Source organism: Flavivirga rizhaonensis (assembly GCF_004791695.1).
In the GTDB taxonomy this organism is placed as follows: domain Bacteria; phylum Bacteroidota; class Bacteroidia; order Flavobacteriales; family Flavobacteriaceae; genus Flavivirga; species Flavivirga rizhaonensis.
This window is the reverse complement of record NZ_SRSO01000017.1, coordinates 83,893-108,655: the sequence shown is the minus strand read 5'-3', so window position 1 is coordinate 108,655 and position 24,763 is coordinate 83,893. Positions and strand designations below refer to the sequence as shown.

Annotated in this window: 23 protein-coding genes; 7 read left to right on the top strand and 16 right to left on the bottom strand. The window is 31.5% G+C overall.

Annotated features, from left to right (window positions below; genetic code table 11):
* Positions 1–816, top strand: an 816-nt coding sequence (locus tag EM932_RS13025) for a T9SS type A sorting domain-containing protein (RefSeq protein WP_135877627.1), incomplete at its 5' end; no start/stop codon positions are given.
* A gap of 272 nt (positions 817–1,088) precedes the next feature.
* Here the strand turns inward: EM932_RS13025 and EM932_RS13020 are convergent.
* The 3 genes from EM932_RS13020 to EM932_RS13010 all read right to left on the bottom strand — a co-directional run bounded on the left by EM932_RS13020 (position 1,089) and on the right by EM932_RS13010 (position 5,388).
* The gene (locus tag EM932_RS13020) at positions 1,089–1,967 is read right to left on the bottom strand and encodes a bifunctional 5,10-methylenetetrahydrofolate dehydrogenase/5,10-methenyltetrahydrofolate cyclohydrolase (protein WP_135877626.1); all 879 of its coding nucleotides are present in this window, start codon (positions 1,965–1,967) and stop codon (positions 1,089–1,091) included.
* 101 nt (positions 1,968–2,068) lie between these two features.
* The gene (ffh, locus tag EM932_RS13015; protein WP_135877625.1) at positions 2,069–3,397 is read right to left on the bottom strand and encodes a signal recognition particle protein; all 1,329 of its coding nucleotides are present in this window, start codon (positions 3,395–3,397) and stop codon (positions 2,069–2,071) included.
* A 203-nt stretch (positions 3,398–3,600) separates the two neighbouring features.
* Positions 3,601–5,388 carry a hypothetical protein gene (locus tag EM932_RS13010; protein WP_135877624.1) on the bottom strand — a complete coding sequence of 596 codons (1,788 nt, stop codon included), beginning with the start codon at positions 5,386–5,388 and terminating at the stop codon, positions 3,601–3,603.
* Between the two features lie 117 nt (positions 5,389–5,505).
* Here EM932_RS13010 and EM932_RS13005 point away from each other — a divergent pair, with 117 nt between their 5' ends.
* The 5 genes from EM932_RS13005 to EM932_RS12985 all read left to right on the top strand — a co-directional run bounded on the left by EM932_RS13005 (position 5,506) and on the right by EM932_RS12985 (position 10,173).
* A complete protein-coding gene (locus tag EM932_RS13005) occupies positions 5,506–6,021 on the top strand; it encodes an RNA polymerase sigma factor (protein WP_135877623.1) in 516 nt (171 codons plus the stop codon).
* Positions 6,022–6,263: 242 nt separating this feature from the next.
* On the top strand, positions 6,264–7,160 hold the full coding sequence (locus EM932_RS13000) for a FecR family protein (RefSeq protein ID WP_135877622.1): 897 nt from the start codon (positions 6,264–6,266) through the stop codon (positions 7,158–7,160).
* Complete coding sequence (locus EM932_RS12995; RefSeq protein WP_246041062.1) at positions 7,153–9,501, top strand: TonB-dependent receptor plug domain-containing protein; 2,349 nt, start codon at positions 7,153–7,155, stop codon at positions 9,499–9,501. The genes EM932_RS13000 and EM932_RS12995 overlap by 8 nt, the downstream gene beginning before the upstream one ends.
* A gap of 16 nt (positions 9,502–9,517) precedes the next feature.
* A complete protein-coding gene (locus EM932_RS12990) occupies positions 9,518–9,895 on the top strand; it encodes a hypothetical protein (protein ID WP_135877621.1) in 378 nt (125 codons plus the stop codon).
* A 98-nt stretch (positions 9,896–9,993) separates the two neighbouring features.
* Complete coding sequence (locus EM932_RS12985; protein WP_135877620.1) at positions 9,994–10,173, top strand: hypothetical protein; 180 nt, start codon at positions 9,994–9,996, stop codon at positions 10,171–10,173.
* A 92-nt stretch (positions 10,174–10,265) separates the two neighbouring features.
* Here the strand turns inward: EM932_RS12985 and argS are convergent, their stop codons facing one another.
* Positions 10,266–12,074: an arginine--tRNA ligase gene (gene argS / locus EM932_RS12980; RefSeq protein WP_135877619.1), complete on the bottom strand. Its 1,809-nt coding sequence runs from the start codon at positions 12,072–12,074 to the stop codon at positions 10,266–10,268.
* Between the two features lie 464 nt (positions 12,075–12,538).
* On the opposite strand from argS, the gene EM932_RS12975 reads away from it, so the two are divergent.
* Positions 12,539–14,611 carry a tetratricopeptide repeat-containing sensor histidine kinase gene (locus EM932_RS12975; protein WP_135877618.1) on the top strand — a complete coding sequence of 691 codons (2,073 nt, stop codon included), beginning with the start codon at positions 12,539–12,541 and terminating at the stop codon, positions 14,609–14,611.
* Positions 14,612–14,626: 15 nt separating this feature from the next.
* On the opposite strand, the gene ctlX is transcribed toward EM932_RS12975, so the two are convergent.
* From ctlX to infA, 12 genes are all read right to left on the bottom strand, one after another.
* Positions 14,627–15,562, bottom strand: a complete 936-nt coding sequence (gene ctlX, locus EM932_RS12970; RefSeq protein WP_135877617.1) for a citrulline utilization hydrolase CtlX — start codon at positions 15,560–15,562, stop codon at positions 14,627–14,629.
* Positions 15,563–15,650: 88 nt separating this feature from the next.
* Positions 15,651–16,565: a dimethylarginine dimethylaminohydrolase family protein gene (locus tag EM932_RS12965; protein ID WP_135877616.1), complete on the bottom strand. Its 915-nt coding sequence runs from the start codon at positions 16,563–16,565 to the stop codon at positions 15,651–15,653.
* Between the two features lie 148 nt (positions 16,566–16,713).
* Positions 16,714–18,000, bottom strand: a complete 1,287-nt coding sequence (locus EM932_RS12960; RefSeq protein ID WP_135877615.1) for a citrate synthase — start codon at positions 17,998–18,000, stop codon at positions 16,714–16,716.
* Between the two features lie 169 nt (positions 18,001–18,169).
* The gene (gene eno / locus EM932_RS12955; protein ID WP_135877614.1) at positions 18,170–19,462 is read right to left on the bottom strand and encodes a phosphopyruvate hydratase; all 1,293 of its coding nucleotides are present in this window, start codon (positions 19,460–19,462) and stop codon (positions 18,170–18,172) included.
* A gap of 270 nt (positions 19,463–19,732) precedes the next feature.
* Positions 19,733–20,836 carry a glutamine-hydrolyzing carbamoyl-phosphate synthase small subunit gene (gene carA / locus EM932_RS12950; protein WP_135877613.1) on the bottom strand — a complete coding sequence of 368 codons (1,104 nt, stop codon included), beginning with the start codon at positions 20,834–20,836 and terminating at the stop codon, positions 19,733–19,735.
* A 112-nt stretch (positions 20,837–20,948) separates the two neighbouring features.
* Positions 20,949–21,422, bottom strand: coding sequence for a 50S ribosomal protein L17 (gene rplQ / locus EM932_RS12945; RefSeq protein WP_135877612.1), 474 nt, complete (start codon positions 21,420–21,422; stop codon positions 20,949–20,951).
* Between the two features lie 140 nt (positions 21,423–21,562).
* Positions 21,563–22,555 (bottom strand): DNA-directed RNA polymerase subunit alpha, encoded by a 993-nt coding sequence (locus tag EM932_RS12940; protein WP_135877611.1) that lies wholly within the window; start codon positions 22,553–22,555, stop codon positions 21,563–21,565.
* A gap of 95 nt (positions 22,556–22,650) precedes the next feature.
* Entirely contained in the window at positions 22,651–23,256 is a 606-nt protein-coding gene (gene rpsD / locus EM932_RS12935; protein ID WP_135877610.1) for a 30S ribosomal protein S4, read from the bottom strand.
* Between the two features lie 250 nt (positions 23,257–23,506).
* A complete protein-coding gene (gene rpsK / locus EM932_RS12930; protein ID WP_135877609.1) occupies positions 23,507–23,890 on the bottom strand; it encodes a 30S ribosomal protein S11 in 384 nt (127 codons plus the stop codon).
* Positions 23,891–23,989: 99 nt separating this feature from the next.
* Positions 23,990–24,364 carry a 30S ribosomal protein S13 gene (rpsM, locus tag EM932_RS12925; RefSeq protein WP_135877608.1) on the bottom strand — a complete coding sequence of 125 codons (375 nt, stop codon included), beginning with the start codon at positions 24,362–24,364 and terminating at the stop codon, positions 23,990–23,992.
* Positions 24,365–24,366: 2 nt separating this feature from the next.
* Positions 24,367–24,483 (bottom strand): type B 50S ribosomal protein L36, encoded by a 117-nt coding sequence (gene ykgO / locus EM932_RS12920; RefSeq protein WP_010181906.1) that lies wholly within the window; start codon positions 24,481–24,483, stop codon positions 24,367–24,369.
* A 53-nt stretch (positions 24,484–24,536) separates the two neighbouring features.
* A complete protein-coding gene (gene infA, locus EM932_RS12915) occupies positions 24,537–24,752 on the bottom strand; it encodes a translation initiation factor IF-1 (RefSeq protein ID WP_007094967.1) in 216 nt (71 codons plus the stop codon).
* Between the last annotated feature and the right edge of the window lie 11 nt (positions 24,753–24,763).

Sequence of the window (24,763 nt, the reverse complement as noted above, 5' to 3'; positions counted from 1 at the left end):
GTGAAAGCGAAAAACGACCATAGAATATTTATAAAGGAAACACATGCTGACAGTGAGTTTTTTAAGTCTTCTAACACAAAAAAGAAAACTTCAAAAAAAACTAAAGGTTTTTTTAAAGTTCCAAGTGGCTACAAACGTTTTAGATTGAATATTGATTTCAATAATAGCTATACAAGACAATTAGTAGAAACATTTCATAACTCTACAACCTTTGGTTTTGATTATGGTATGGAATCCAATATACACCAAGATGATATTTTGGCTTTGGACGCGCATTGGTTAGTGGATGGAAAGCCTTATCTCGCAGAGGCACTGCCTTTTGATGCTACTTTAAAAATCCCTTTGGTGATCAAATTAAACAAAGACTCGCAGATTAGAATTAGAATTGCTGACATTCAGAATTTTGAAAGTGATCAGCCTATTTATCTACATGATAACGAAAACGACTCTTTTGTTAATTTAAAAGCTCAGGATTTTAATATTAATCTTAAGGCCAACAATTATAAAGATCGGTTTGAAATTGTTTTTAACAAGAATAGCTTACACACTACTGAAACTAATTTAGATAATTTAAAAGTATTCCAAAATAATTCCATTTCTGAATTAAAAATCTTAAACCCTAATTCTTTAAGTTTAAAAACATTTAGTTTATTTAATGCTACTGGAAAAGAAGTATTACATAAAAAGATTCATGATTCAAAAAAAGCATACAACTACTCTACTAGGTTACTCAGTGATGGGGTTTATATTATTCAAATAAATACAGCCAATGATAAGGTTATTAAGAAAAAGATTGTAATTTCTAATAATGAATAATACTAATCTGTATCATTTTTATACTTATACCAATTCTCATTTGAAATAACCGTAATAAAACACCCTTTTTCGCCTTCTACTTCAATAGAAAAAGAAACCGTAACTTAGGCTATGCTTTATTTTTATATTTTGTATAAAGCAAAAAATCATTATTTTATTTTACTGTAATTCCAAACAAGAAATGGTATTATTTTATCATTTCTATGCAATAAAAAAATGCGTTACAAATTAAAAATTTATAACGCATTTATATAAGCTAATTATGCTACCTTTTATATGTTATGTCTTTCTCTTGCTAGTAATGTATTTTTAAGTAACATAGCAATTGTCATAGGTCCAACACCACCAGGAACAGGTGTAATATAACTTGCTTTTTTACTAACATTTGCAAAATCTACATCACCGACTATTCTATACCCCCTAGGTCTGGTTTCATCTGTAACTCTTGTAATCCCTACATCTATAATAACAGCATCATCTTTAACCATTTCTGCCTTTAAGAAATTAGGAACTCCTAGTGCTGAAATAATAATATCTGCCTGCGATGTAATTTGAGTGATGTTTTTAGTATGACTATGTGTTAAGGTTACTGTTGAGTTTCCTGGGAATCCTTTGCGTCCCATTAAAATACTCATAGGTCTACCCACAATATGAGAACGACCAATAACAACCGTATGTTTTCCTTTTGTCTCTACACCATAACGATCTAGTAATTCTAAAATACCAAATGGGGTTGCTGGAATAAAGGTAGACATATCTAAAGCCATTTTACCAAAATTTGTAGGGTGAAAACCATCTACATCTTTATCAGGATCAACAGCTAATAATACTTTTTGCTCATTAATTTGCGGTGGTAATGGTAACTGAACTATAAAACCATCTATCTCTGGGTTTTCATTAAGTTCTTTAATTTTATCTAATAATTCAACTTCACTTGTGGTATTAGACATTTGTACCAAAGTAGACTCAAAACCAACACGTTCACACGCTTTTACTTTACTTCCAACATAGGTTAAACTTGCGCCATCGTTGCCTACAATGATTGCTGCCAAATGAGGTACTTTCTCTCCTTTATCTTTTATTTTTTGAACTTCGACTGCAATTTCATTTTTAATATCATTGCTAACTTTTTTTCCGTCTAAGATTGTCATTATTTTCTGTTTGGTATTTGGTGAAAAATCCACTTTCTAACTTCTAACTTCTAACTTCTAACTTCTAACTTCTAACTTCTAACTTCTAACTTCTAACAAAACTAACGCATCCCTTTCATCATTTGCATCATTTTTTTGCCTCCGCCACCTTGCATCATCTTCATCATCTTACTCATTTGGTTAAATTGCTTTAACAATTGGTTGACTTCCTGAACAGAAGTCCCTGAGCCTTTACCGATACGTATTTTTCTACTTGAATTTATAATAGATGGATTGCTTCTTTCTTTAGGTGTCATAGAATGAATAATAGCTTCAATACCTTTAAAGGCATCATCATCTATATCAATATCTTTCATCATTTTTCCAGCACCAGGAATCATCCCCATAAGATCTTTCATGTTCCCCATTTTCTTAATCTGCTGAATTTGCTTTAAGAAATCATCAAAACCAAACTGATTTTTGGCTATTTTCTTTTGAAGTTTACGTGCTTCTTCTTCGTCAAATTGTTCTTGAGCTCTTTCAACTAAAGAAACAACATCTCCCATTCCAAGAATACGATCTGCCATACGAGATGGATAGAATACATCAATCGCTTCCATTTTTTCACCTGTACCAATAAACTTGATTGGTTTATTTACTACAGATTTTATAGAAATTGCTGCCCCACCACGTGTATCACCATCTAGTTTTGTTAGTATAACACCATCAAAATTCAGTACATCATTAAAGGTTTTTGCTGTATTAACAGCATCCTGACCTGTCATAGAATCTACAACAAACAATGTTTCTTGTGGTTGTATAGCCTTATGAATGTTTGATATTTCGGTCATCATGACCTCATCAACAGCTAGACGACCTGCGGTATCAATAATCACTACATTATGTCCGTTAGCTTTAGCATGAGCAATACCTGCTTTAGAAATAGCTACGGGATCATTATTTCCTCTATCACTAAAAACCTCTACGCCTATTTGATCTCCAACAACATGTAATTGGTCAATTGCAGCTGGACGATATACATCACAAGCTACTAATAATGGATTTTTAGTTTTCTTATTTTTAAGATAATTAGCGAGTTTACCAGAAAAAGTAGTTTTACCAGAACCTTGTAATCCAGACATTAAAATAACACTTGGAGTACCAGAAAGATTCAGACCTTCTGCATCTCCTCCCATAAGCTCAGTTAACTCATCTTTTACGATTTTAACCATTAACTGACCTGGCTGTAATGTTGTTAAAACATTTTGACCAAGTGCTTTTTCTTTGACTCTTTTGGTGAATTCTTTGGCTATTTTAAAATTAACATCGGCATCAAGCAAAGCACGACGAACCTCTTTTAAAGTTTCGGCTACATTAACTTCTGTGATACTTCCATGCCCTTTTAAAACGTGTAAGGCTTTATCTAATTTATCGCTTAAATTATTAAACATAATTTACTTTTAATTTTAAGAATGCAAAGTTAATGATTTGAAGCGTATTAATAAAGAGGCTCATTATAAAAAAATGGAATAAAAAAAGCTGTCAAATTATATAATTTGACAGCCTATATAAAAGGAGACTTAACTCTAATTAACCTAACAAACCGAAAGATAAGTGTTTCCTTTTTTAATCAAAAACAGTAAGATTACTTATTTTATTGTACGTGTTCAAGAACTAATATTCTTTCTATGCCACCATTGGCATTGTAATCTTTTAACTCAATTCTATTTGATGTAATGGATTTTATTACCCATCTATGGTTAAGATCATTAAACGGTGCTTCAATTCCAAAATGCATACCAAGGAATAAATCATCATTTCTGTAAGCTAACCAAGAACCATCAAACTTTACATCATTATTATTTTCCTTGTAAACATTTATTTTCCCTTCTTCTGAAAAAGTAATTACATATAACTCAAAACTCTCCTTTTTTTCTACATCTCCATCAAGATAAGAGGCTACAGTCCAACCTCCATCCCAAATTCCCCCCCAAGGGGAAGTAAGAACATCATTGATATAGTTTATATCTTCATCACCTTCTGGACAATGTCTTTTCAACACCATTTTATTTTCTCTGTTATTTAATGACTCCAGTTTTATTAAACCTGGTTCAAGGAACGTAATTAACCATTCTAATTTTAAGTTTGGTCTTCCTTCAAGATTAATGCTTAAGCCTAAACCATTATTTCTAACTAATACTTCATAAGTACCTTCAACTAACTCACCATTTACTCTAATTTTAACAACATTGTTTGCAAAGAATTTTAAAGGTGTACCTATATAATCTTTTTCATTATCTGCACCATCTACACTTAAGCGTGCTACTCTCCATAAACACTCTTGTAAATAGTTTTCAACTCTTTCTTTTGTATGATCTATAACAACATCACAATTTTTCTTCATAATGATTCTGTTACCTCCAACTTCGTAAAGTTTGATTTTACCATATTCAATATCATATACAACCCACTCTAAAGTAAAGTCAGCCAGCGTATCAAATTCTAACTTTAAAAGCGCTCCTCTATCAGTTACACGCGTATTCCAGGTACCTGTTAAAATATCACCACCTCTTGCACGCATTACAACAACACCATCTTCTTTAAAGTTTAAAGCATATTCTTTGTACTCAGGAGTATTATCTTGATTGTCTCTTTTAAATTCATGAACAACCCAAGGGCAAATTTTTAAATACTCATCTAAACGCTCTTTAGTAAAATCGTCATCACCATAATCATTATCATCATCTTCATCACAATCATCTTTTGCCTCGTTTATAGTACTTTCTAATTCTTCATTGTTATTTACAACTGTAGTAGAACCATCAGCATAAATCATAGTTACCGGAAAATTAAGACTTGCTAAAACTTCAGCATTGGCAACACGTTTAACAAAACGGTGTAATTGTCTGTCATTTTCAACAGTAATAACATCTATAACCTGAAATTCTGTATCGTAAACTGAAAAAGATATTGGATACTGAAAATCGATACATTCGATATCATCGTCTGCTTCATTTTCACCTTTACATTCCTTTATTAAATTTTCTAAATCGGTACGATTATTAAGAACAATCTCCGTATGATCTGCTAAAACAATAGTTATAGGAAAAACAATCTCTAGTTTATCATCGTCATCTTCAAATTTATTAAAAATAGCTTCGATGACCTTATAGTCTTCAGTAGAGTCTACAATAATTTCAAGACCATTAACAACAACTGTTACTGGTAATTCGACAGATAAACAACTTGCTTTATCAATAATATTATCTGCAGATCCGTCTTTGGCAGACGTGGCACTAATAAAACTTGTTAGTTCTGAATTTGCAACAAGAGCCTCACTTTCTGCTGGTGGCGTAATATCAACTTTTTCTTCTTGACAAGAAGTAAATAATAAAAGGGCAAAAAAAGGCATTAATAATAATGTTCTCATTTTTGATTTCATAACATTTAATTTTGGGTTAAACATAGCTTTTTTATTTATAAAACAGGATAACTTTAAAAATTCCTACCCTTTAGTTTTGTTTTTTTTTAATTTAGCGTGATCAATCTCCAATAATACATGGATAAACAGTTACATGAAAACATTTGTGAAGAGCGTATGTTTTCTTCCATATTTAATAAACACTCTAAAGATTTACACAATTTTTTATACTATAAGTTTGGTGAATTACTAAACCCTAAAGATAAAGTACAGGAGGCTTTTGTTAAGCTTTGGGAAAACTGCGCTAAGGTTTCTCCAGATAAAGCAAAGAGTTTTGTTTTTACTACGGCTAATAATTTAATGTTGAATGAAACGGCACACCAAAAGGTTGTTCTAAAACATCAGCAAACCAAACCTAAAATGTATACTAATGAAAATCCTGAATTTTTAATGCAAGAGAATGAGTATCATGATAAATTACAAAAAGCACTGGCTAATTTAACGGAAGCACAGCGTGTTGCTTTTATGATGAATCGCGTTGAAGGAAAACGTTTTAAAGAAATTGCTGAACTTCTAGGCATTTCTACTAAAGCTGTAGAAAAACGTATTTATGGTGCTTTAGAAAAATTACGAAAGGATATTAAGGAGTTGTGATGTTGTTAGTTGTTAGTTGTTAGTTGTTAGTTGTTAGTTGTTAGAAAATAAACTTTTGGAATTTGGTTTTTAATTTTTATATCCTTTAGTTACTCATAAAGATGCAAAACTGGTTGAACACTGAACACTGAACACTGAACACTGAACACTGAACACTGAAATTTAAGCTTTTTTGAAAAAAAAATTAAATTAAGGGTAGGAAAAAATAAAAGTTAACTGTTATATAGTTGAATTAAGGAATCATGGACAGAGACATTTTAATATCGAAATGGTTGGATAACGATCTGAATGATCAGGAACTTGAAGTGTTTAAAGCGCTTGAAGATTATGATGATTTAGTAAAGTTAAACCAAGGCTTACAAGCTTTTAAAGTAGATGATTATAACACTTCTGAAGAATTAGATACTGTTTTAAATACTATTAAAAGTAATAAAAAGCAATCAACACAATGGTTTAAACCATTTATGCGTGTTGCTGCTATACTTGCTGTTTGCTTTAGTTTATACTATTATACAACTACTTTAGATACTACAATTACTACTGAGTTTGCACAAAAAACAACCATAAAACTACCAGATGCTTCTAATGTTTCGTTAAATGCAAAATCGATATTAACATTCAACAAAAAAGATTGGAAACACAATAGAGAAGTAGAACTTGATGGTGAAGCCTTTTTTAAAGTGGCTAAAGGATCATCATTTAAAGTAAAAACAAAAACAGGGCTTGTTACTGTTTACGGAACTCAATTTAATGTAAAACAATGGGACAATTATTTTGAGGTTATTTGCTACGAAGGTTTAGTTGGCGTTCATTACAATTCTCAAGAAACGAAGTTAAATCCTGGCGACAGTTTTTTAATTATCGATGGGAAAATAATTGCTAAAGAAAAAGAAAACCGCTCACAACCTTCGTGGTTAAGTAATGAAAGTACTTTTAAAAGCTCACCTTACAAAACAGTTATTGCCGAATTTGAAAGACAATATGGTGTTAGAATTACCTTAGTAAATATTGATTCGGATCAGTTGTTTACAGGTAGTTTTGCCCATGACAACATGGATGTGGCCATAAAAGCAATTACCTTACCTTTACGTGTAACTTATAGTAAAACAAACAATACTATAATATTAAAACGTGAGTAGAAAAGTACTTCTTTCTTTTTTTTCTATAGTATTTTTTTTGAATGTTTCCAGCCTTAAAGCCCAAAATACTCAAAAAGAAAAGCAACCTCTTTCGGCTATTTTAAATATTCTTGAAGCACGCCATAACATCAGTTTTTCTTATGCAGACGAAACTATCAAGGATAAAGAAGCCTCCTTACCAAGTGAAGACTTAACATTAGTTGATCTTTTAGAATTTCTAAAAGAGAACATTAAACTTGATTTTGAATTATTAGATAGTCGTTTCATAGCTATTAAACGTTTAGAAAAAGAAAAAGACAACTACAGAGTACAAAAACTTAAAGAAATTGTTGTTACTAACTATCTTACCAATGGTATTACTAAATTAAATGACGGTTCCATTACTATAAAACCAGAATCTTTTGGCATTCTTCCTGGTTTAATAGAACCTGATGTTTTACAAACCATTCAGGCACTTCCAGGTGTTTTAAGTGCTGATGAAAAAGTGTCTAATATAAATGTTAGAGGTGGTACACACGATCAGAATTTATTGTTATGGGATGGTATAAAAATGTATCAATCCGGACACTTTTTCGGGCTTATTTCAGCCTTCAATCCACATACAACTAAACGTGTTAACATGTACAAAAATGGGACCAGTGCTAAATACGGCGATGGTATTTCTAGTATTATAGATATAGAATTACCCAATGATATTGATAACGAGTTTAAAGGAGGGATTGGTTTTAATTTGATTAATGTGGATGCATATGCTAAAATTCCATTATCAAAAAAAACAGAGTTACAATTATCAACACGACGTTCTGTTACCGATTTAGTTATTACTCCGACATACGATCAATACCTTAAACGTGTTTTTGAAGATTCAGATTTTAGTAAATCCAGTAATAATTCTATTTCTCAAAATGAAACATTTTATTTTTATGATATTAATGCAAAGTTTTTATATGATATCTCTAAAAAAGATAAAATTAGATTTCATTTTCTAAACGTGAATAACAAACTAAATTATGATGAACAATCTACAATTAATGATAGAGATGAAGCCTTAAATAGTAAACTATCTCAACAAAACTCAGCAATTGGATTAACTTATACCAGAGATTGGACCAACAGACTTTCTACAACATATCAAGTTTATGTTTCTAATTATGATTTAGATGCTACAAATTATGACATTTTTAACAATCAACGTCTCATTCAAGAAAACGAAGTCTATGATGGTTCTTCAAGATTTGACATTAACTATAAGTATAATCGCTATCTGAAAATAAACGGAGGCTATCAATTCTCTGAAGTTGGTATTAGTAATTTAGAGGATGTTAACAACCCTGCTTTTAGAAGCTTTATTAAAAACGTTATTAGAAGTCATGCCATTTACGCAGAAACATCTCTTTTATCTAATAATGCCAAAACCAAATTAAAAATAGGTGGTCGTTTAAACTATATAAATAAGTTTAAGTTATTTTTAGCAGAACCCAGATTAAGATTTAATCAACGCTTTTTAAATAATTTTAAATTTGAAGTATTAGGTGAATTCAAACACCAAACAACTTCTCAAATTATTGATTTACAAAATGATTTTTTAGGTATTGAAAATCGGAGATGGGTACTATCTAACAACAATGAAGAGAATATTGTTATTAATAATAAAACCATCTATCCTGTTCCTGTAATAAAAAGTAAACAACTCTCGGCAGGCGTTCACTATAACAAAAACAAATTATTAATAAGTGCTGAAGCATATATAAAAAAAGTAGATGGTATAACGTCCAGAAGTCAAGGGTTTCAAAACCAATATCAATTTATAAACAGTATAGGAAGTTATGAAATTCAGGGAGTAGATTTCTTATTAAACAAACAGTTTGGAGATATTTTAAGCTGTTGGTTTTCTTATTCTTATAGTGATAATAATTACATATTCCCATCTTTGAATGATGGTAAAAAATTCCCTAATAATGTAGATATTAAGCATACATTTTCTTTTGCTGGGGCTTATACACAAAACGGCCTTAAGTTAGCTATAGGGCTCAATTGGCATTCTGGGAAACCTATCACGCTTCCAGATTCAAATCATGATTCAAATGAACGAGTTATTGTTTACACAGAGCCTAATAGTGATAATTTAGATGATTATTTACGCACAGATTGTTCCGCTACTTATAACTTTAATATTTCTGATGCAACTCGGGCCACTATAGGTGCATCTGTTTGGAATCTTTTAAATAAAAAAAACATTATAAATACCTATTATACCTTGAATGACAACAATGAGATTAATACTGTTGAAAATGAATCTCTTGGCATCACGCCTAACGTAAGTTTAAGAATTCATTTTTAATGCTTACTTTTACTGTATGTTGTCGTTTAAAAGCATACAAAATATATTTAACTGCCTTGCTTTACTAATTACTTTAGTATCGTTTTCGGGGTTTACAAGTGTTTCTTTTAATTATGAAAAACCACAGACCGAACTTCTTGTTAGCAAATATAAAAACAACAATTCTTCAGTTAAGCAATATAAGCCTTTTACAAAAAAGGCTCAAAAAGTAGTCTTAAATCAATACATTGTTTTTAGTTTTAAATCTTTATTAAACATCCACGCTTTTGATTTCAATATCACTTTAAAGTCTCAAAAGAAAACTATCCTACAGTTTGAAAATTACAATAACCTTCTAGAGCAAAACCTTATTGCTCAAACACACACCATCAAGTCTAAAGGAGTCTTCATATAATAATTATTCTATAATAAGCCGCCAGAATTCTGGCAATATTTTAACTTATTTTTTTAATCTGCAACATCATTTTGATGCCGCATTTACCATTACTTATAATGAAGACTTTAAAAAAAGGATTAAGCCTTTTCGCTTTAATACTCATGATTGCTTTAGCATCTGTATTGCCCGTACCTATAACGTTTTATAAAAAAGACAATCTTCCCAAGTATACTATTGAACTTGTTGAAAAGAAAGATGATGATACTGAAATTGAAGTTATTAAAGAAGTTTTATGATTTTATTTTGTAAAAAAATATATAATTTCGTTTAACTTTAAATATAAAATATTGAAACAGTTTTATATTAAGTTGTTAAACGAATAAAAAAATCACATACGCTCCGGAACATCAATCCCTAACAGTTTAAACCCATTTTTAATCGTATTAGCAACCGTATTTGAAAGCTGAACTCTAAATGTTTTTTCATTATCATTGTCTGCACCTAAGATGGATACATTTTGATAAAAGGAATTGAATTCCTTAACCAGATCGTAAGTATAATTAGCAATTAATGCTGGACTGTGCTGTGATGCTGCATTTTGTATAATCTCCGGAAATAATTGTATTTGTTTTAGAAGTTCTTTTTCTTTTTCGTGTAAAGGCACTTTGTCGGAGTCTATACTGAGCGAAGTCGAAGTACTCAGTGTGACAGTATCATCCAAATTAGCTTTTCTTAGAATGGATTGAATTCTAGCATAAGTGTATTGAATAAAAGGGCCTGTATTGCCTTGAAAATCGATAGATTCTTTAGGGTCAAACAGAATACGCTTTTTAGGGTCTACCTTTAAAACATAATATTTTAGGGCTCCTAAACCAATAGTTTTATATAGGGCTTGTTTTTCTTCATCAGAATAACCTTCTAATTTTCCTAGTTCCTCTGAAATCTCACCAGCTGTATTAGCCATATCATCAATTAAATCGTCGGCATCAACTACTGTACCTTCTCTACTTTTCATCTTTCCGCTAGGTAAATCCACCATACCATAACTTAAGTGGTATAAATTATTAGCCCATTCAAAACCAAGTTTCTTAAGAATTAAAAATAATACCTGAAAGTGATAATCTTGTTCGTTACCAACCGTATATACCAAACCACCAACATCTGGATAATCTTTAATACGCTGTATTGCCGTACCAATATCCTGTGTCATATATACCGCAGTACCATCAGCACGTAATACAATTTTTTTATCTAGTCCATCTTCGGTTAAATCACACCAAACGGAGCCATCATCTTCCTTATGAAAAACACCAGATCGTAAGCCTTCTGCAACAAATTCCTTTCCTAATAAATAGGTATTGCTTTCATAATACAATGTATCAAAATCTACACCCAAATTTTTATAGGTGATATCAAACCCTTCATATACCCAACCGTTCATTTTCTTCCAAAGCGCCACCGTTTCTTCATCACCTGCTTCCCATTTTAAAAGCATGTCTTGGGCTTCCAATAAAATAGGGGCATTCTTTTTAGCGTCTTCCTGAGACATACCAGTAGATACTAAGTCTTCAATCTCTTTTTTATATTCCTGATCAAACTTCACATAATAATTACCTACTAACTTATCCCCCTTTAACCCTGTACTTTCTGGAGTTTCCTCATTTCCAAAACGTTTCCAGGCTAACATACTTTTACAAATATGTATCCCTCTATCGTTTATAATTTGAGTTTTGTAAACTTTTGTTCCTGCTGCTTTTAAAATTTCGGCTACACTATAACCTAAAAGATTATTTCGTACGTGTCCTAAATGTAAAGGCTTATTCGTATTTGGTGAGGAATACTCAACCATGACTGCCTTTTTTTCTGCTATTGATGAAACAAAGCCATAGGTTTCATTATTCTTAATACCATTAAAGAAGTCGATATAATATGAATCGCTTATTTCAACATTTAAAAAACCTTTCACCACATTAAAAGCCTTAACATCTGCTACATGTTCCACTAAATAATCCCCAATTGTTTCTCCTATTTGCACAGGATTTCCTTTAACAAAACGTAACATTGGGAAAATAACAACAGTAATATCACCAGCGAACTCTTTCCTAGTTGCTTGAAATTCGACTGTTTCCAATACGATGTTAAAACTGGATTTTACAGCTTGCTTTACTTGATTAGATAAAGTCTCTTGAAGGCTCATTATGTAGTGAATTTTTAAGAGAGCAAAGATAAAACTTTTATCAAAGCATTACCCTCAAAATTAATCTTAATAAAATAGTTATATTTTAAAATGAAAAACACACAAATAATTCATTAACATATGATTATGTTAAAAACAAAAAATCATTTTAAGAAAAAAGGTGCATTTCATCGATAAGAGTGCTCTTATTCCATGATTTTTGCCGTTTGTCTATTCGTCGATTTTTATGTTAAATTTCTTATTTCCTTTCGTCTAATTTATTGGTATTAAAACGCAGAAATTAGATTTTAAAGTTGCTTTTTCCAACTTTTGTTCAGTAAAGCTATTAGTAAATCCATTTATTTGGAAATTTTAACACTAACAAATACGTTACAACTTAATAAAGAATAAAGCGATCTTACTTTCCCTCAAAATTAAGACACTTTTAATTATTGCTTGTTTTATAGTTGTAATTTGAATGTTGTATGAGGAAAATAATTACTTTAATTATACTTTTATCTATATCGATTGGTTATTCCCAAACTAACGAGGTAGATAGTCTTGCCTTAGAATTAGCTTATCAAAATCAAGATACTTTAAAAATAGATACTTCTATAAAGCTTATTAAATCGCTTTATGATATAAACGACTATGATAGAGCTTTAAAATATATTATTGAAAGTGAAAAACTTTCTAATAATTTAAACTACAGAAAAGGTATTGCAGAAATCACTTATTATAAAGCATTAATTTATGCTGCAAAAGACGATTATATAAATGCCATTAGTGGTTATGAAAAATCTAAAGCTTTATTTAATGAATTAAATGACATACTTGGTGTTGCCAAAGTAAATAACAGTATTGGTTTAATTGAAATTAAACGAGGAAATTATACTAAAGGTTTACAATTCTCGCTTGCTGCTATTAAAGAATTAGAGAAAAGGAACTTAGTTAATGACTTGCGATTAGCTTATAGTAATTTAGCAGATGCTTATTATAACATTAATGCTTTCGATAAAGCCATAGAATTTTATTTGAAAGCCTTAGATGTTCAGGAGCAATTAAATGATGTTAAGGGCACAAGCCGATCTAACAGTCAATTAGCAGAATTATACTCTTTTAAAAAGGAACATAGAAAAGCTATAGAATATTACGAAAAAGTATTGGCCAATAAAGTAACAAACATTGATTCTGTACGTGGACGTATCTATCCTAAACTAGGTGGTGAATATTTAAGGTTTAAAGAGTATGATATTGCAGCTAATTATTTAGTAAAAGGATTAAAACTTAATAGACGTAGTCGTTATAACGAAGGCATATTAATTGCCTTGAACAACCTTGGTGATTTAAATTTACAAAAAGGCAAAGAAATATTAGCTGAAAAACAATTGCTTGAAGCTGGTGCTATTGCTAAAAAAATAGATAATAAAACCGAATTGCTTAAGCATTACAGGCTCATGAAATCGTTAGATTCTACGAAAAAACGATTTGAAAGAGCATTTGTTTGGCAACGGCGATATTATGACTTAAAAAATACGCTTAGAAAAGATGAAGTAAAAATAGATTCGAAAATAACAAATGAACCTATAGAATTATTAGATCTGGATTTGAACAAACCAGTTACCACTACAGAAAAAATTGATCCTGTAATGAAAACAGCCCCCATACAGCCTAAAGAAAGTTTTGACAAATTTAAAATAATTCTTTACGCTTTATTAGCGGCTCTTGCTATTGTGTCTACTTTTTTAATTCTAATTTATCTAAAACGTAATAACAACATAAAGTATACACAAGAATTAGAAGAAAAGAATATTAAAATTGAATTGCAGAACGTCGCTTTTCAAGAGCAAACTAAACATCTTGAAAATGTTAACAATGTAAAAGACAAGCTATTTTCTATTGTTTCTCATGATTTAAAAGATTCTTTGTCTTCTATTAATGGTTTTATAGATTTACTTAAAGATGGTTCTTTAACTAGAGAAGAGTTTGATAATTTAATTCCAGAATTAAGTGAAAATGCAAACAATGCTTCTCTTTTATTGTTCAATTTATTAAACTGGTCTAAATCTCAAATGCAGTCATTAGAGCCTAAGCCTAGTCTATTCGACATTCAGGAAGTTTTTGAAGATAAGGTTAAGCTTGTTGAACAGCGTATGGAAAGTAAAGGTATCACTTTAACCGACCATTCTTTACGTGATTTTGCTTATGCCGACAGAAGTATGTTTGAAATTGTTATTCAGAACTTACTTGCTAATGCCTTAAAATTCTGTAAAAACGGTGATACTATTACTATTTCTAATCATATTAGCAATGGAAGTTGTATTATTAGTATAGCGGATACAGGTATAGGTATTTCTAAACAGAATTTAGAGAAACTATTTAAAAATAGTTCGTTTACCACTGTTGGTACTAATAATGAAAAGGGTACTGGTTTAGGGCTCTCAATTTGTAAAGAGCTCATAGAATTGAATAATGGTAAAATCTGGGTTGAAAGTACACAAGGTGTAGGTAGTACATTCTATGTACAATTACCTAAGTCTAGACCTAATGGTGATTAAAAGATTAAATTAAGATTAAGCTTTTGGCAAAAATACTTCTGCCATCATGCAACGTGCACTTCCACCTCCACAAGCTTCAATGGTATTTAAAGAACTAGATAGTATTTTTGTATGTTTTTCTAAACGTTCTATTTGAGATTTTGTTAAAGAGTCGTAAGCCGCTTGGCTCATAATTAAATAACGTTCATCATTGGTTCCTTTTACCTGTAACATATTACCTGCAAAATTATTTACCTGAGCTTCCGTGATATCTATAATATCTTTATTCGTTTCCTTTAAATGACTGACCACATTTTCACGTTCTCTTTTATCATCAATACTACTTAAACAAATAACCGCAAAAGTCTCACCTAAACACATCATGACATTGGTATGATAAATGGCTTTACGTTCCCCATCTACTGTTTGATTAGAAGTAAATATTACTGGAGTAAATTCAAAATCCTCACAGAATTCAATAACTAAATCTTCATCTGCTCTTGGAGATAACGCACAATATGCTTTTCTATTTTCACGATCTAACAACAAGCTTCCAGTACCTTCAAGAAATACAGCTTCTTCCTCGGCACTAGTATAATCAACAATATTATTAATTAAAAACCCATTTTCTTCCAAAGTATTAAAAATATCTTCACGACGTTCTAGACGTCTATTTTCAGCAAACATAGGATATAAACCTATATTTCCATTTTCATGAAAAGACACCCAATTATTTGGGAAAATAGAATCTGGTGTATCGGAAACATCAGTATCACTAACAACTATAACATTTACTCCTATGGTTCTTAGTTTTTCAACATACGCATCAAATTCTTGTTGTGCTTTAGCATTAACTGTTTCTGGCAATAAGTTATCAATTACTTTTTGATAATAATTGTTTACTGCGGTTTGTTCATTCATCCTAAAGCCTATAGGACGAATCATTAAAATAGTATTTGTGGTTTGTTGCATTTTTATTTAATTGTATTATTTTTCCAAATTATAACTTCTAAAACAGAAACTTGTTTAATCTACAATGAAGGTTAACCTGTTTAAAACATTAATCTCTAATTAGAGGCATCGTTGAACAACGTAACAGACCTTCTTGTTTAGCTATTTCAGCATAAGGGACTTCTTCTACTGTAAACCCTTTTTCTCGTAACCAAGTATTTAATCGTATGAAGGTTTTTTCTGAAATAATAACATTTTCAGAAATGGAAAACACATTACTATTCATTTGATACATTTCGTCTTTAGTTATTTCAAAAATATTTTCTTTTCCAAAAAAGTCAACCAACCACTCGTACTCACGTTCAACCAAAAATCCATTTTTATGAAGAATAGCTTTACCCTTTCCAATAGGCTGAAAACAACAGTCTAAATGCAATGCATTTTCTTTTGCATTTGTATTAGACTTTCTAAGTTCAAACGATTTTACAATCTTTTCAGGAAATAGTTCTTGAATGGCTATAACGGCATCTACATTTGTGCGAGCTGTGATAATGTCTGGGTAATCTTCTCCTGAATAGGTTCCGATAAAAATGTAATCATTCCAAGGCATTACGTCTCCCCCCTCAACATGGCACGCTTCTGGCAATATAATTCTATTCTCTTTTTTCACCTGATCCCAAACGTGCTTTATCGCTTTTACCTCTTTGTCTCTATTAGGCAAAATATTAGCTCGGATGATTTTATCCTCAATGACAAAGGCAATATCTCTTGAGAAAATTTGATTGCAATCTTTGATAACTTCTGGTCTATATACTTTAACATCATATTTTTCAAAAACTGCAGCAACAGCTTCCATTTCCAAAACCATATCTTCTTCTTTCGGATATGTACCAGCTATAACATGTTCGACACTTTTTGGATCATAACACTCTTCAACTTTAGGAGTCGGCCCACTACTTTTCGCGGTACCTAGTACAACTGCTCTTAACCTTGAAGTTTCATTTTTAATATTTAATTCTAACATATTATGATCGCCCTAAAAAATTAATTATTGAGGAGGCAAAACTAATCATAATTAAAATATTTTTTGAATTATTCTTAAAAATATTACTGTAAAAAACAAAAGCTTCATAAAAAATTTATGAAGCTTAATAATATCGTAATAATATACTTTATCTATTATAGATGGGAATAAAAGATCTTTCTGTTTCTCCTATATATAATTGTCTTGGTCTACCAATAGGTTCTTTACGTAAGCGCATCTCTCTCCATTGTGCTATCCAACCAGGCAAACGTCCTAAAGCAAACATTACTGTAAACATGTCTGTTGGTATTCCCATAGCTCTATATATAATACCCGAATAAAAATCTACATTTGGATATAGTTTTCTATCTACAAAATATTGATCTTCTAAGGCTTCTTTTTCGAGTCCTTTCGCGATATCTAAAATTGGATCCTCAATTCCTAAATCGCCTAATACTTCATCTGCAGCTTTCTTGATAATTCTTGCACGAGGATCAAAGTTTTTATAAACACGGTGTCCAAAGCCCATTAAACGGAACGGATCGTTTTTATCTTTTGCTTTAGCCATATACTTTTTAGTATCTCCACCATCTTCTTTAATAGCTTCCAACATTTCTAATACAGCTTGATTAGCACCTCCATGAAGTGGTCCCCAAAGTGCTGATATACCTGCAGATAAAGATGCAAATAATCCAGCATGAGCTGAACCTACTATTCTTACTGTCGATGTAGAACAGTTTTGCTCATGGTCTGCATGAAGAATTAATAATTTATCTAAAGCGTCTACTAGGATTTGATTTTGTTTATATTCTTCATTAGGACTTTTGAACATCATTTTCAAAACATTCTCTACATATCCTAAATTTTTATCACCATAATCCAAAGGTAAGCCTTGCTTTTTTCTAAGTGTCCAAGCTACAAGTACAGGTAATTTCCCCATAATTTTAACAACACTTTTGTACATATCCTCTTCAGAATCAACATTTACAGATCCTGGATTAAAAGCTGTTAATGCACTCGTTAATGAAGATATAATTCCCATTGGGTGCGCAGATTTAGGAAATGCATCAACAATTTTTCTGATATCATCATCAACTAAAGATTGTGCCTTAATATCATCATGAAATTTATCATTTTGATCTTTTGTTGGAAGCTCCCCAAATATTAGTAGATAAGCGACTTCTAAAAAATCAGCCTTTTCTGCTAATTCTTCAATACTATAACCTCTATATCTTAAAATTCCTTTTTCACCATCTAAAAATGTTATAGCACTTTCGCATGAACCTGTATTTTTATAACCAGGATCAAGTGTAATTACACCTCCTGTACTACTTCTTAATGCCTTTGCATCAATTGCAACTTCTTTTTCTGTTCCTGTTATTAAAGGAAATTCATGTTTCTGACCGTCTATTTCTATAGTAGCAGTATTTGCCATATTTTAAATGAATTTATTTTATTATGTTCCACGCTAAATTACAAAATATGTCGGTATTTATAAAAAGAACTATCAAAGGTTTTTGTAATGATCAAATTACTAAAATTGATAATAAAAAAAGCGATTATTAATAAATAATAACCGCTTAAAATATAAAGTTTATTTTTTACTATTTTATTTTGAATGCTTTTTCTTGAGGGAAATAAGCAACGCTTCCTAGTTCTTCTTCAATTCGAAGTAATTGATTGTATTTAGCCATACGGTCGCTACGAGACGCAGAACCCGTTTTTATTTGCCCTGTATTTAAAGCAACTGCTAAATCAGCAATCGTATTATCTTCAGTTTCTCCAGAACGGTGAGACATTACAGATGTATAACCTGCATTATGTGCCATATTAACAGCTGCAATAGTTTCTGTTAATGTTCCTATTTGATTCACTTTTATAAGAATTGAGTTAGCAATACCTTCTTCAATACCACGAGATAAACGCTCAACATTAGTTACAAATAAATCATCTCCAACTAACTGTACTTTATCTCCTACTAATTCTGTTAAGTATTTCCAACCTTCCCAATCATTTTCATCCATACCATCTTCAATAGAGATAATTGGATATTTCGCTACTAATTCTGCTAAGTAATCCGCTTGTTCTTTACTCGTTCTTACTACACCTGTATCGCCTTCGAATTTTTTATAATCGTATTGTCCATTTTCATAGAATTCAGCTGAAGCACAATCTAAAGCGATTTTTACTTCATCACCAAATTTATATCCAGCATTCTCAACTGCTTTTGCTATAGTTTCTAAAGCATCCTCTGTTCCTCCTGCTAAGTTTGGAGCAAATCCACCTTCATCACCTACTGCTGTACTTAAATTTCTATCATGTAATACTTTTTTAAGGTTATGGAATATTTCAGTTCCCATTTGCATAGCATGCGTAAAGTTTTTAGCTTTAACTGGCATGATCATAAACTCTTGAAAAGCGATAGGTGCATCACTATGAGATCCTCCATTAATGATATTCATCATTGGTAATGGTAATGTATTAGCAGAAACGCCTCCTACATAACGATATAATGGTAAGCCTAATTCTCCTGCTGCTGCTTTAGCTACAGCTAAAGAAACACCTAAAATAGCATTGGCTCCTAGTTTTGATTTGTTTGGTGTACCGTCTAAATCAATCATTATTTGATCGATTAAATTTTGTTCGAATACTGAAACTCCTAATAATTCTTCAGCAATAATAGAGTTTACATTATCTACAGCTTTAGTAACACCTTTTCCCATATAGGCACTACCTCCATCACGTAATTCAACAGCTTCATGTTCTCCAGTTGATGCTCCAGATGGTACAGCAGCTCTTCCTAATACGTCATTCTCTGTTACTACATCTACTTCAACCGTAGGATTTCCTCTTGAATCTAGAATTTGTCTTGCGTGGATATTAATTATAATACTCATAATTGGTTATTTTTAATCTTTAATACTTCAAATTTACGGCTAAATCTTGTTTATTTTAAGATGTTTTTGAAGAAATACTCAAAACGACATCTATAACGTTTTAGTAAAAATGAAGGCATCTAAAAAGTTTAGAAACTGTCATTTTGAGCCTTTCGACTTCGCTCAAGACAGGCTACGTCAAAAAATCTCTAAATACAAATATTTATCTCTAGAGATTCTTCGGTCGTACCTCCCTCTGAATGACACATTTTAGACACCTTATTTTAATGATTATTTTTTAATATTTTCAATGAATTGATCAAAGAGATAAGCCGAATCATGCGGTCCTGGACTTGCCTCAGGGTGGTATTGTACTGAAAAACAATTTTTGCTTTTCATAGCCAAACCTGCAACTGTATCGTCATTTAAGTGGACATGTGTTATTTGTAAATCTGGATTCGCTTCAGACTCTTCTCTATTTACGGCAAATCCGTGATTTTGAGAGGTGATCTCCCCTTTTCCTGTCACCAGATTTTTTACCGGATGATTAATACCTCTATGTCCATTGTGCATCTTATAAGTAGATACGCCATTTGCTCTAGCAATAACCTGATGTCCTAAACAAATACCAAATAAAGGCAAATCTCTTTTTATAATTTCTTTTGCCAAATTCTGTGCTTCTATTAATGGTTCTGGATCTCCCGGTCCATTAGATAAAAAGTAGCCATCTGGTTTAAATGCTTCTAAGTCTTCAAACTTAGAATTATATGGGAATACTTTAATGTAAGCATCCCTGCTTGCTATATTTCGTAAGATGTTTTTCTTTATTCCTATATCTAAAGCTGCTACTTTATAAGTTGCATTCTCATCACCAAAATAATAAGGTTCTTTTGTAGACACTTTAGATGCTAACTCTAAACCTTCCATATTTGGAACTTCGGCTAATTGTTTCTTTAAACCTTCAATATTGTCAACCTCGGTAGAAATAACAGCATTCATAGCTCCATTATCTCTAATATAACTTACTAAAGCTCTAGTATCAACATCAGAAATAGCTAATAAGTTATTCTTATTTAAAAATTCTTCTAGAGATCCTTCAGAATCAACTCGAGAATAAACATAACTGAAGTTTTTACAAATTAACCCTGCAATTTTAATAGAATCTGATTCTACTTCATCTGCATTGGTTCCATAATTACCAATATGTGCATTAGTAGTTACCATTAATTGGCCAAAGTAAGATGGATCTGTAAAAATCTCTTGGTAACCGGTCATACCCGTATTAAAACAGACTTCACCAAAAGAAGTGCCTTGTTTGTTTCCTACTGCCTTACCGTGAAAAATAGTACCATCTGCTAGAAGAATGATGGCTTTTTGTCTTTTTTGATATTTCATTCTGATTTTTATGAGATTCCCGCCTTTTCGGGAACAAGGTTTTACAAAATTGCATAAAAAAAAGGATAAACTAAAATAGTTTATCCTTAATATTTCAAATGCTTATTAACATTTATTCTTCTTCGTTAGTTGCTTTCGTTTCAACAACTGGAGCAGCAGCCGGTTTAGAACCACCTCTTCTACTTCTTCTTGTTGTTTTCTTAGCTTTCTTTTCTGCATTGTAAATTTCGTTGTAATCTACAAGCTCTATCATAGCCATATCTGCATTATCTCCTAAACGATTTCCAAGTTTGATAATTCTTGTATAACCACCTGGGCGATCAGCAACTTTAGCTGCAACATCTCTAAACAATTCAGCAACTGCTTCTTTTTGTCTAAGGCGTGCCATTACAATACGTCTGTTATGTGTGTTATCCTCCTTAGATTTTGTAATCATTGGCTCTACAAATTGTTTTAAAGCTTTTGCTTTAGCAACAGTTGTATTGATACGCTTGTGTTCTATTAAAGAACAAGCCATATTTGCCAACATTGATTTTCTATGAGCAGTTTTTCTACCTAAATGATTTATTTTTTTTCCGTGTCTCATAACTTTTGTTTATCATCTTGCTACCAAACTCATTTAATAGAGGAGCAAAATATGATTAATTAATTTTGGTTGAATAGAGTTTGTAGTTTAAGAGTAAAAAATCAGAAATCATCTATCTTAAATTTACAATCTTACACCCTCTAGTCTTTATCTAATTTATATTTGCTTAAATCCATTCCGAAATTTAATCCTTTAACGTTTACAAGCTCTTCTAGCTCTGTTAAAGACTTCTTACCGAAGTTTCTGAATTTCATTAAATCGTTTTTATTGAATGATACTAAATCTCCTAAAGTATCTACTTCCGCAGCTTTTAAACAGTTAAGTGCACGTACAGATAAATCCATATCGATTAACTTCGTTTTTAGCAACTGTCTCATATGTAATGATTCTTCATCATATGTTTCAGTTTGAGCTATTTCATCCGCTTCTAAAGTGATACGCTCATCAGAGAATAACATGAAATGATGAATTAACGTTTTAGCTGCTTCTGTTAAAGCGTCTTGTGGTGTAATTGAACCATCAGTGATAATTTCGAAAACTAATTTTTCGTAATCAGTTTTTTGTTCTACACGATAGTTTTCAATACTATACTTAACATTTTTAATTGGTGTATAAATTGAATCTGTAAAGATGGTTCCTATTGGCGCAGCAGCTTTCTTATTTTCTTCTGCAGGAACATATCCTCTACCTTTTTCAATAGTAATTTCCAAGTTAAAATTAACTTTAGGATCTAAGTTACAGATAACTAATTCTGTATTTAATACTTGGAACCCAGAAATGAATTTTTGAAAATCTCCAGCTGTGATTCTATCTTGACCAGAAATTGAAATTGAAATAGATTCATTATCAATATCATCAATCTGTCTTTTAAATCTAGCTTGTTTTAAATTTAAAATGATTTCTGTAACATCTTCAACGACTCCAGCAATTGCAGAAAACTCGTGATCTACACCTTCAATTCTAACCGATGTAATTGCAAATCCTTCTAATGAAGAAAGCAAAACTCTTCTTAGTGCGTTACCTACTGTTAATCCATAACCAGGTTCTAAAGGGCGAAATTCGAATTTGCCTTCAAAATCTGTTGAATCAATCATGATTACTTTGTCGGGCTTTTGGAAATTAAATACTGCCATATTGTTCTTCGTTTTAATTGTTATTTGGTTGCGCGATCTAAAAGTTTGAAGAAGACTAATAAATCCTTTGGCCAAATACCAATGTGATTAATTTATTATTTAGAATATAATTCGACTATGAATTGTTCGTTTATGTTTTCTGGAATTTGAATTCTAGCAGGGACAGAAACATAAGTTCCTTGCTTTGTATCATCATTCCAAGTAATCCATTCGTAAACGTGACTTGAGTTTGATAAAGATCTTTCAATAGCCTCAAGTGATTTTGATTTTTCTCTTACTGCAACAACATCTCCAGCTTTTAGTTGGTAAGAAGGAATATTTACTAATTCCCCATTTACAGTAATGTGTCTGTGAGATACTAATTGTCTTGCACCACTTCTAGAAGGAGAAATTCCCATTCTAAACACTACGTTGTCTAATCTAGACTCACATAATTGTAATAAAACCTCACCTGTAATACCTTGTGCTGCTCTTGCTTTCTTAAATAAACCTCTAAATTGACGCTCTAAAATACCATAAGTATATTTAGCTTTTTGTTTTTCCATTAACTGGATTGCGTATTCAGATTTTTTTCCACGTCTTCTGTTATTTCCGTGTTGACCTGGAGGGTAATTTCTTTTTTCAAAAGACTTATCGTCTCCAAATATTGCTTCGCCAAATTTACGAGCGATTTTAGTTTTAGGACCAGTATATCTTGCCATTTTAAATTTGTTTTTGAGAGTGATTATGAATTAAGGTCTTAATCTTATCCTTCGATAATCTTTTGGTCTCTCGTTGATACTTGTTATTATTTTTCGGTTTGCAAATTTATGCAAAAAATTAACACCATCTGAGAATCAAATGATATTAATTTTATTGACAATTTTTAACCCTTCGACTTCGCTCAGGGCAGGTTTACGAAATGCGATTTATAACAATCTAATAAATCGTAAACCAAACGATCGTAATTCGTTAAACTCTTCTACGTTTTGGAGGGCGACATCCATTATGTGGAAGTGGCGTAACATCAATAATTTCTGTTACTTCAATCCCTGCATTGTGGATAGAACGAATAGCAGATTCTCTACCATTTCCAGGTCCTTTAACATAAACCTTTACTTTCTTTAAACCAGCTTCTTGTGCTACTGCAGCAGCATCTTCAGCAGCTAATTGAGCAGCATAAGGCGTGTTTTTCTTAGAACCTCTAAATCCCATCTTACCAGCAGAAGACCATGAAATAACATCTCCTTTTTTGTTGGTAAGCGAAATAATAATATTATTGAAAGAAGCTGTAACGTGCGCTTCTCCAACAGAGTCTACAATAACTTTACGTTTTTTAGTGCTTGTTTTTGCCATATTTTTTTAGTTTCTAGTTGTTAGTTGTTAGTATTAGAATCCTAAACTTTTACATTTCAAACAGATTCCATCTAACGACTAAATACTAATGACTTTTAATTATTTAGTTGCTTTCTTTTTGTTAGCAACTGTTTTTCTTCTACCTTTTCTAGTTCTGGAGTTGTTTTTAGTACGTTGCCCTCTTAAAGGAAGACCAGATCTGTGACGAATACCTCTGTAACATCCAATGTCCATTAATCGCTTAATGTTTAATTGTGTTTCAGAACGTAATTCACCTTCGATTGTAAAAGTTCCAACAGCTTCACGAATACCACTAATTTGGTCATCGGTCCAATCTTGAACTTTAGTACTTTCGTCAACCTTAGCAGTTGCTAAAATTTCTTTTGCTCTACTTCTACCTATTCCATAGATATAAGTTAAAGAGATTACTCCTCTTTTGTTTTTTGGTATGTCTACACCTGCAATTCTTGCCATAATTACCCTTGTCTTTGTTTAAATCTAGGATTCTTTTTGTTTATAACGTAAAGTCTGCCTTTTCTTCGTACGATTTTACAATCCGCACTTCTCTTTTTAAGTGATGCTCTTACTTTCATCTTGTTATATTATTTTATATCACTGTAAGATGTAACCTTACGGTTTCATCGTATTAGTATCTATAAGTTATTCGAGCCTTTGTTAAATCGTAAGGACTCATTTCTAATTTCACTTTATCTCCTGGTAATAATTTTATATAATGCATACGCATTTTACCAGAAATGTGTGCAGTCACAATGTGACCATTTTCTAATTCAACACGAAACATAGCATTTGACAATGCTTCTATAATTGTTCCGTCTTGTTCTATTGCTGCCTGTTTTGCCATAGTAGATATAT

What these genes read in the sequence shown, in the direction of transcription:
- EM932_RS13020 (WP_135877626.1), bottom strand. Translation starts at nt 1,967, where the DNA reads ATGACAATCTTAGACGGAAAAAAAGTTAGCAATGATATTAAAAATGAA.
- ffh (WP_135877625.1), bottom strand. Translation starts at nt 3,397, where the DNA reads ATGTTTAATAATTTAAGCGATAAATTAGATAAAGCCTTACACGTTTTA.
- EM932_RS13010 (WP_135877624.1), bottom strand. Translation starts at nt 5,388, where the DNA reads ATGAAATCAAAAATGAGAACATTATTATTAATGCCTTTTTTTGCCCTT.
- EM932_RS13005 (WP_135877623.1), top strand. Translation starts at nt 5,506, where the DNA reads ATGGATAAACAGTTACATGAAAACATTTGTGAAGAGCGTATGTTTTCT.
- EM932_RS13000 (WP_135877622.1), top strand. Translation starts at nt 6,264, where the DNA reads ATGGACAGAGACATTTTAATATCGAAATGGTTGGATAACGATCTGAAT.
- EM932_RS12990 (WP_135877621.1), top strand. Translation starts at nt 9,518, where the DNA reads ATGTTGTCGTTTAAAAGCATACAAAATATATTTAACTGCCTTGCTTTA.
- EM932_RS12985 (WP_135877620.1), top strand. Translation starts at nt 9,994, where the DNA reads ATGAAGACTTTAAAAAAAGGATTAAGCCTTTTCGCTTTAATACTCATG.
- argS (WP_135877619.1), bottom strand. Translation starts at nt 12,074, where the DNA reads ATGAGCCTTCAAGAGACTTTATCTAATCAAGTAAAGCAAGCTGTAAAA.
- EM932_RS12975 (WP_135877618.1), top strand. Translation starts at nt 12,539, where the DNA reads ATGAGGAAAATAATTACTTTAATTATACTTTTATCTATATCGATTGGT.
- ctlX (WP_135877617.1), bottom strand. Translation starts at nt 15,562, where the DNA reads ATGCAACAAACCACAAATACTATTTTAATGATTCGTCCTATAGGCTTT.
- EM932_RS12965 (WP_135877616.1), bottom strand. Translation starts at nt 16,565, where the DNA reads ATGTTAGAATTAAATATTAAAAATGAAACTTCAAGGTTAAGAGCAGTT.
- EM932_RS12960 (WP_135877615.1), bottom strand. Translation starts at nt 18,000, where the DNA reads ATGGCAAATACTGCTACTATAGAAATAGACGGTCAGAAACATGAATTT.
- eno (WP_135877614.1), bottom strand. Translation starts at nt 19,462, where the DNA reads ATGAGTATTATAATTAATATCCACGCAAGACAAATTCTAGATTCAAGA.
- carA (WP_135877613.1), bottom strand. Translation starts at nt 20,836, where the DNA reads ATGAAATATCAAAAAAGACAAAAAGCCATCATTCTTCTAGCAGATGGT.
- rplQ (WP_135877612.1), bottom strand. Translation starts at nt 21,422, where the DNA reads ATGAGACACGGAAAAAAAATAAATCATTTAGGTAGAAAAACTGCTCAT.
- EM932_RS12940 (WP_135877611.1), bottom strand. Translation starts at nt 22,555, where the DNA reads ATGGCAGTATTTAATTTCCAAAAGCCCGACAAAGTAATCATGATTGAT.
- rpsD (WP_135877610.1), bottom strand. Translation starts at nt 23,256, where the DNA reads ATGGCAAGATATACTGGTCCTAAAACTAAAATCGCTCGTAAATTTGGC.
- rpsK (WP_135877609.1), bottom strand. Translation starts at nt 23,890, where the DNA reads ATGGCAAAAACAAGCACTAAAAAACGTAAAGTTATTGTAGACTCTGTT.
- rpsM (WP_135877608.1), bottom strand. Translation starts at nt 24,364, where the DNA reads ATGGCAAGAATTGCAGGTGTAGACATACCAAAAAACAAAAGAGGAGTA.
- ykgO (WP_010181906.1), bottom strand. Translation starts at nt 24,483, where the DNA reads ATGAAAGTAAGAGCATCACTTAAAAAGAGAAGTGCGGATTGTAAAATC.
- infA (WP_007094967.1), bottom strand. Translation starts at nt 24,752, where the DNA reads ATGGCAAAACAGGCAGCAATAGAACAAGACGGAACAATTATAGAAGCA.